Annotated in this window: 4 protein-coding genes and 1 pseudogene; 2 read left to right on the forward strand and 3 right to left on the reverse strand. The window is 62.4% G+C overall.

All coding sequences use genetic code 11. The features are described from left to right. Positions 1 to 160 precede the first annotated feature (160 nt). Positions 161 to 631 (forward strand): annotated as a pseudogene (locus ACETK3_RS20365) (glycoside hydrolase family 15 protein); the annotation flags it as partial. A gap of 223 nt (positions 632 to 854) precedes the next feature. Here the strand turns inward: ACETK3_RS20365 and ACETK3_RS20370 are convergent. The 3 genes from ACETK3_RS20370 to ACETK3_RS20380 all read right to left on the reverse strand — a co-directional run bounded on the left by ACETK3_RS20370 (position 855) and on the right by ACETK3_RS20380 (position 5,245). Further along, the gene (locus tag ACETK3_RS20370; RefSeq protein ID WP_373993502.1) at positions 855 to 1,361 is read right to left on the reverse strand and encodes a hypothetical protein; all 507 of its coding nucleotides are present in this window, start codon (positions 1,359 to 1,361) and stop codon (positions 855 to 857) included. 221 nt (positions 1,362 to 1,582) lie between these two features. Then, complete coding sequence (locus ACETK3_RS20375) at positions 1,583 to 2,263, reverse strand: plasmid pRiA4b ORF-3 family protein (RefSeq protein ID WP_236803071.1); 681 nt, start codon at positions 2,261 to 2,263, stop codon at positions 1,583 to 1,585. A 15-nt stretch (positions 2,264 to 2,278) separates the two neighbouring features. Next, entirely contained in the window at positions 2,279 to 5,245 is a 2,967-nt protein-coding gene (locus tag ACETK3_RS20380; RefSeq protein ID WP_236803072.1) for a Tn3 family transposase, read from the reverse strand. 285 nt (positions 5,246 to 5,530) lie between these two features. On the opposite strand from ACETK3_RS20380, the gene ACETK3_RS20385 reads away from it, so the two are divergent. Beyond that, entirely contained in the window at positions 5,531 to 5,896 is a 366-nt protein-coding gene (locus tag ACETK3_RS20385; protein ID WP_373993503.1) for a recombinase family protein, read from the forward strand. Positions 5,897 to 6,000: the final 104 nt, after the last annotated feature.

The following is a 6,000-nucleotide window of genomic DNA, read 5'->3' on the forward strand; positions in this document are numbered from 1 at the left end:
GCAACCGGAAGATTGGTTCCCGCCGGGTAACGGAACTGCGGCCACGGCCGGCCCGGCGGTTGCCGCCCGGCCCGCCGGACGCGCCCCCGCGGCAGTGAAATGGCCGCCGGACACCTGTGAGATGCCGCTGTGCGGTGCTGTGCTGTGCGGGGGTGGGCTGTCCTTCGTCCAGTCCTACGGCGGCACCGAACTCGACGCCAGTCTCCTGCTGATCCCCAGGGTCGGATTCCTTCCTCCGGACCACCCCCGCGTCACCGGCACCATCGACGCCATCCAGCGCGGCCTGACCCAGGACGGGTACGTGCTCCGGTACCGCCCCCAACACAGCGACGACGGGCTGCCCGGCGGAGAAGGTGTCTTCGTTGCCTGCTCCTTCTGGCTCGTCGACGCACTCCTTGGCGCCGGAAAACGCACCGAGGCAACGACACTGTTCGAACGACTCCTGACCCTGCGCAACGACGTGGGCCTGCTCAGCGAGGAATGGGACGTCCAAGACGCCCGGCAACTCGGTAACACCCCACAGGCCTTCAGCCACTTCGCCCTGATCACCAGCGCCTTCCAGCTCCACCACGGCCCCAGCCACCGAAGCGATCAAACAATCACCGCCCGCACAACCCCGCCACCGGACTAACCCCAAACACGGCCGGCCGCACCAGGTGCAGACAGCGAAGAGGCCACAAGGAACCCTCGCCGGCCCGGCCTCGGAGGGCCCCGTTTCGCTCTCGCCCCCAGGGCCCCGCCGCTCATGTCAAAGGCAAACAACCGCAGAGAAATCAGCCGACCGGACAATCACGGTATTTCTCAGCTCGTGAGCCCAGATTCTGTAAGCCCGGTACTTAGCCCGTCCGGGCCTGTTACGGCTCCTCCGAAGGTTCGGCATGCTCCGGCGCCTCCGGTGCCTCTGCCGGTTCGGCATGCTCCGGCGCCTCCGGTGCCTCTGCCGGTTCGGCATGCTCCGGCGCCTCCGAAGGTTCGGCATGCTCCGGCGCCTCTGCCGGTTCGGCATGCTCCGGCGCCTCCGGTGCCTCTGCCGGTTCGGCAATCACTGGTACGTCCGGTGCGTGTGCCAACTCCGGTGCGGTTGAAGATGACGCCGGCGCCGGCGGGACCTCAGCCGAAGATACGGGCGCGCTGGACGGAGTGGGCGTCGATGCGGGAACAACCGACGATGTGGCCGTGGAGGAAGCCGACGGATCAGCGGCGGGGGCGGCCGGCGACACAGTGGACGTCGCATCGGTCGGCGCAACGGTGGCGGTGGCGGCCACTGCTGCACCGGTGCCACCAGCGGCAACGACGGATGCTACAACAACGGCTTTTCCTGTGGTGCCCAGCGCACCCAGCCAGGGGATGATTCCTGCCATGACAGGGGAGTCCTTTCAATACAGAACATGAGACCGGCTGACCTCATGGACAGCCGAGCGCAACGGTACTTGACAGATGGGGGATCCTGCTCGCCAGTTCCTGGAAACTACGTCAATCCTTGGCGTTTCCTGCGCCGTCCACGCGGAGACAAAAACTCGCTAAGGCATGCCGGCACAATGCCATTGGTGCCAGGCCTGGCTGTGCCGTGGCCGGCACTTGGTCAGTTTCCTTCGGGTGTGAAGAGTCTGCCGAGTTCTTCGTTGACTTTGACCGGGTCGAAGTGTGCGGGATCGAAAGTTTCCTCTCCGCCGGATCGTTGCGCGGTTCCTTGGGCCCATTCGTGCAGGCCCTGGAGGTGCTCGCGGTCTGATTCATCGACGGCATCAGGGTTGGCCAGAGTGGCGATGAGGTCTTCATAGCCGCCGATTCCACCGGAGTCCTCCAGGGGGCAGCGTCGTTTACCGCGGATCACCCGGGCATGGGCGTCGTCACCGGTTTTCCTGACGGTTTCGATCCAGTCGATGCGGTGGAGCCAGCTATCGCCGAAGTCGTATGCGTAGAACAGCGGGGTTGAGCCTTCGTTGAGGACTTTCCCGAGCTGGACGGTCTCTTCAGGCAGGTACCAGCCCTCCTCGTCTTCTGCCCTGACGTAGGCAGGCGCCCAAGACCTGGCCTGTGTCCGTCCGCGGCCCGGGGTGTTCGGGTTGCGGTCGGTAAAGGAATGCAGGTGGGAGTTTTCCCAGCCAATGATCACCTGCAGAACGTCGTGGAATTCGTCCAGGTAAAGGCTGGAATCGACTTCGAATAGCCGCCAGATCTTTGGTTTACTCCCGACGAGGTGGACTCTGGCGCGCAGAAGCTTGCCTTTGGTTCTTGGCGTGGATCTCTCATTCGTGGCCATAGGGGGTCCTTTCCATCACAGAGCAGCGGCCTGGGCCAAGCGGTTGTCACCGGGGGTACGGTGTTCGGGTTCGGCAGAGATCTGGCCCAGGTTCAGGTGGGTGTTCATGTCCAGGGTGAAGCGTCCGTAGGGGTTGATATGGGTCCAGAACAACGGTGTGAGGCCCCTGCGGTCTTCCGGTTCGAGCAGTCCGGTGAACTCCTTGACCTCGAGCACGGTTTGCAGCAGCAGGGTGTTGACCAGGACCAGGGAGGATTGGAGCAGGTGCAGGGCGAGCATGGACACTTCGGTCGTTTCACGGTCAGGGCCCGTGAGGTCACGGTTTTTACCGTAGAAGACGACGTCGTTTCCGCTGTTCCAGTTCTCCACTACCTGCAAACCGGAATTGATTTCGCGTCGCAGGTCTTCGCTGGCGAGGTAGTCGGCGGCGAAGATCGTCCGCACGGCCCGGCCCAGTTCCTCCAGGGCCTGGTACGTGGGGTGTTTGGGCCCGCCCCGGGTGAAACGGCGCAGGATCGTCTCCGACTCTGCCGTGCCGAGTTTGAGGGCCGTGGCGTATTTGACCATCTGATCGTATTGCTGGGCGATGATCTCCCAATTGATCGGCCTGGACAACACGTCATTGATCTCGGCGTAGGCTTCTTCATTGCTGGCCCGGTAGAGGCGGATCGAGCCGATGTTCTTCAACCTCGGCAACAGCTTGAACCCCAGGAGTTCGGTGAACGCGAACCCCACGATCGAGGCCCCGTGGGTATCGACGTAGTTTGCTTCGATCTCGGCGTCGGTGTCGTGGCGCAGAACGCCTTCGATCATCGCCGCGACCTCGGAGGAGGAACAGTTCTTCAGCTGGGAATAGATGCAGGTCGATTTCTTTTCCACGTGCCAGTAGATCATCACGCCGGGACCACCGTAGCGGTTGTGCCATTCGGTCATCAGGTTTGATTCCCAGGAGCCGAACTTTTTCGAATCCGACGCACAGGCGTTCCCTTCACCCCACCAGTGAGGGTTCCTGGCCTCGAACGTGGCGTTGACGACCTTCACGATCGCCTGGCGCAGATTGTCCTTCGTGATGAATGTCCGGCGTACGTGGCGTAGCTCCCGCTCGCTCTCTCCGTGACCGCCGGCATCAGTGACCGCTTTGATGCCCATGTTCGTCCCAAGCCCGAACAGGCACAACAGCAAACGCCTGCGCAGGGTCTCACGGTCAAGGACCTCACGGGAGGCCACGGAAACAAACTCCCCGGTAAACCCGGTCAGGAAGTCCGCTTCCTTGAGGACTTCTAGCAAGTCCAGGGTGCCCCACCGGGCCAGGACCTCGGCCTTGAGTTTGCCCAGATTCACCGGCTCGTCGAGTTTTTCCAGCTTGGGGACCTTTATCCACGGCGCCCCACGGCGTCTGGTGATCTTCACTCCACCGGTGGTATCGGCCGGCAGCCCCTTATCCAGGTGCTCCAGTGACCTCCTCATTCTGGACTGAAGATCAAGAATGAACCTGGCCGGGTCCAACGGTTTCTGCAGGGCCTCGTAGTGGAGCTCACGGGAAGCGTCGAAGTCCTGGGGAAGGTCCTCTTCCGGGTCCCGCCATTTCCCCGCCCCGTCAACGAAAACCTCGCGGCGGCGCAAAGCGTCCCGTAAGGACACGAGCAGGCACAGCTCGTACGGGATCCGCTCGATCCTGCCCTTCTCGTCCCGGACAGCGCCCTCCCAGGACCTGGGCACCACACCCGCAACCGGGACTACCTCTCCGGGCGCGAAGAACTGGCTCTTACTTCCAGCATCCGCGTACCGTTCCAGCAACGCGATGGCATCCATGATGGGCCGGAACGCCGTGTTATGGCACCGGAACCGCAGCACGGACAGCAGCGCCGGTAACATCCGCCGGTAATGATTCGAGTACGAACCCCGCAACACGGTCCTCACCTTGCCCTGGAACACGCTCTCGTTGGCTTTTGCCTCCTGGACCAGTTGCCGCAGGGTTTTCTCACTCACCACCGGGAACACGGCCTCCCGGACCGTCTCATCCGGGCAGGCGACTGCCCTCTCGGCCAGTTTGAACAGCAAAGCCGTCTTGCCGCGCACCCTTTGCAGATCCTCGGTCAGTTCCTTCTCGACCTTCCTCACCGCGCCGGTATTGATCTTCAACACCAGCACGAGCAGCAAATCGACCAGGCTGTCAGCTATCTCTGCCGTCCGTTGATGACACAACGCCGCCAACAGCGTCAACCGCACCGGCGCCGGCGCGTCCTGGAAATCCGATGGATACATCCGTGCCGCCCGCGCCCGCCAGGCACTCACGACCTTCTCCGACACCCCGGCAAACAAGCCAGCCGGTAAATCAAGAGCCTGGGCTGCTGAAAGCTTCTCCACCTCCGCCAGCAACGACTCCAAACCAGCCGGGCCCGGATCAGCCTTCAACACCGACAACAGGGAACCGGCTGCACCATCAGCGACCAAGGCCTTCAGCCCAGCCGCACCGTCCGGGCCTAGAACCTTGCCCACATGAGCACACAGGCGCTGCTCAAACAACGCCCGGCCAGCACCAACAATCCTGCCCGCACGTCCCGGCGGCTCAATCCGCTCCTGACGACACCGGGACAGCGAAGCCTCCACAAGCGCAGACTCTCGAACCTCAGACGGGCACACCCTCTCCGCCAACCACCCAGCCAGCCGGGCCTCATCAGCGGTCGTGAACTCACGGAAACCAAAATGGGACCGGATCTCGGCCCGGTGGTACTTGATTGAGCGCCCGCCCCAGTAGGGAGCCAGCGCATCGGGAGGAACAGAAATCTGCGCCGCAATATAGTCCACCGCTCCCAGTGGAAGGTCAGAAGGCCCACCCGGGAACCTGGCATGTTGCTGAAAAAACTTCAGCAACACAGCAAACCCTGCCCGAGTCGCTCCTGACTTCCGCGCCATCAACGCCACATCTTCATCAACCAGCGTCCACGAATCAAGAAGCTCGCTCGTCAGCTCAAGGCCCATACCAGAACTCAACCACACCTAGATTGCCCCTGAAGACACCTTCAGGACTACCGGGCCCACACGGAATCAGACCTCCATGAGCACGAACTTCATAGACCTCACCGAGCGTCTGACCTGACAGGACACCGACGAGCAGTGCAGACGACTTCTGACATTCCGTGCAGACGTCTTCTGAAACTGACATCAGGCAGCGACACGCCGCCCGGCAAGCGCTCAAAACCGTTGCACGAAACCAAAGTTGAGCGAAACCGGGCAGGTAGGTTTATGAGCCGAGAGGAGCTGACAATGAGCACTATCGGCTATGCCCGGGTTTCGACCCGTGACCAGAACCCGGACTATCAGAAACACGAGCTGCGAGAAGCTGGGGCGGAGCGCGTGTTTGTCGATCACGGTGACTCCAGCCGTGTCAGAGACAGGCCGCAATGGGTTGCTTGTCTGGACTACATGCGTGCCGGTGACACGCTCCTGGTCCACCGGCTTGACCGGGTATCGGGGGAGTGGCACCTATTCCAGATCATCTCGGATCTCGGTGAGCGGGGCATCCACATCCGTTCGCTGACAGAGCCGGCTATCGACACCACCACTCCTATGGGCAGGGCCTTCTATGGCATTGTTGCCGTCTTCGCGCAGCTGCGGGGACTGTGGAATTAACGGTGTATCCGGCTCGACACGCCAGGCGGTCTGCTTGGCAGGAATGAGCTGGATATGCCGGTGACACTGGATGCCGTGAAGACTGCGGACACCACTGGGAAACC

Origin of the sequence: Arthrobacter sp. E44, assembly GCF_041877125.1 — a bacterium.
In the GTDB taxonomy this organism is placed as follows: domain Bacteria; phylum Actinomycetota; class Actinomycetes; order Actinomycetales; family Micrococcaceae; genus Arthrobacter.

What these genes read in the sequence shown, in the direction of transcription:
- ACETK3_RS20370 (WP_373993502.1), bottom strand. Translation starts at nt 1,361, where the DNA reads ATGGCAGGAATCATCCCCTGGCTGGGTGCGCTGGGCACCACAGGAAAA.
- ACETK3_RS20375 (WP_236803071.1), bottom strand. Translation starts at nt 2,263, where the DNA reads ATGGCCACGAATGAGAGATCCACGCCAAGAACCAAAGGCAAGCTTCTG.
- ACETK3_RS20380 (WP_236803072.1), bottom strand. Translation starts at nt 5,245, where the DNA reads ATGGGCCTTGAGCTGACGAGCGAGCTTCTTGATTCGTGGACGCTGGTT.
- ACETK3_RS20385 (WP_373993503.1), top strand. Translation starts at nt 5,531, where the DNA reads ATGAGCACTATCGGCTATGCCCGGGTTTCGACCCGTGACCAGAACCCG.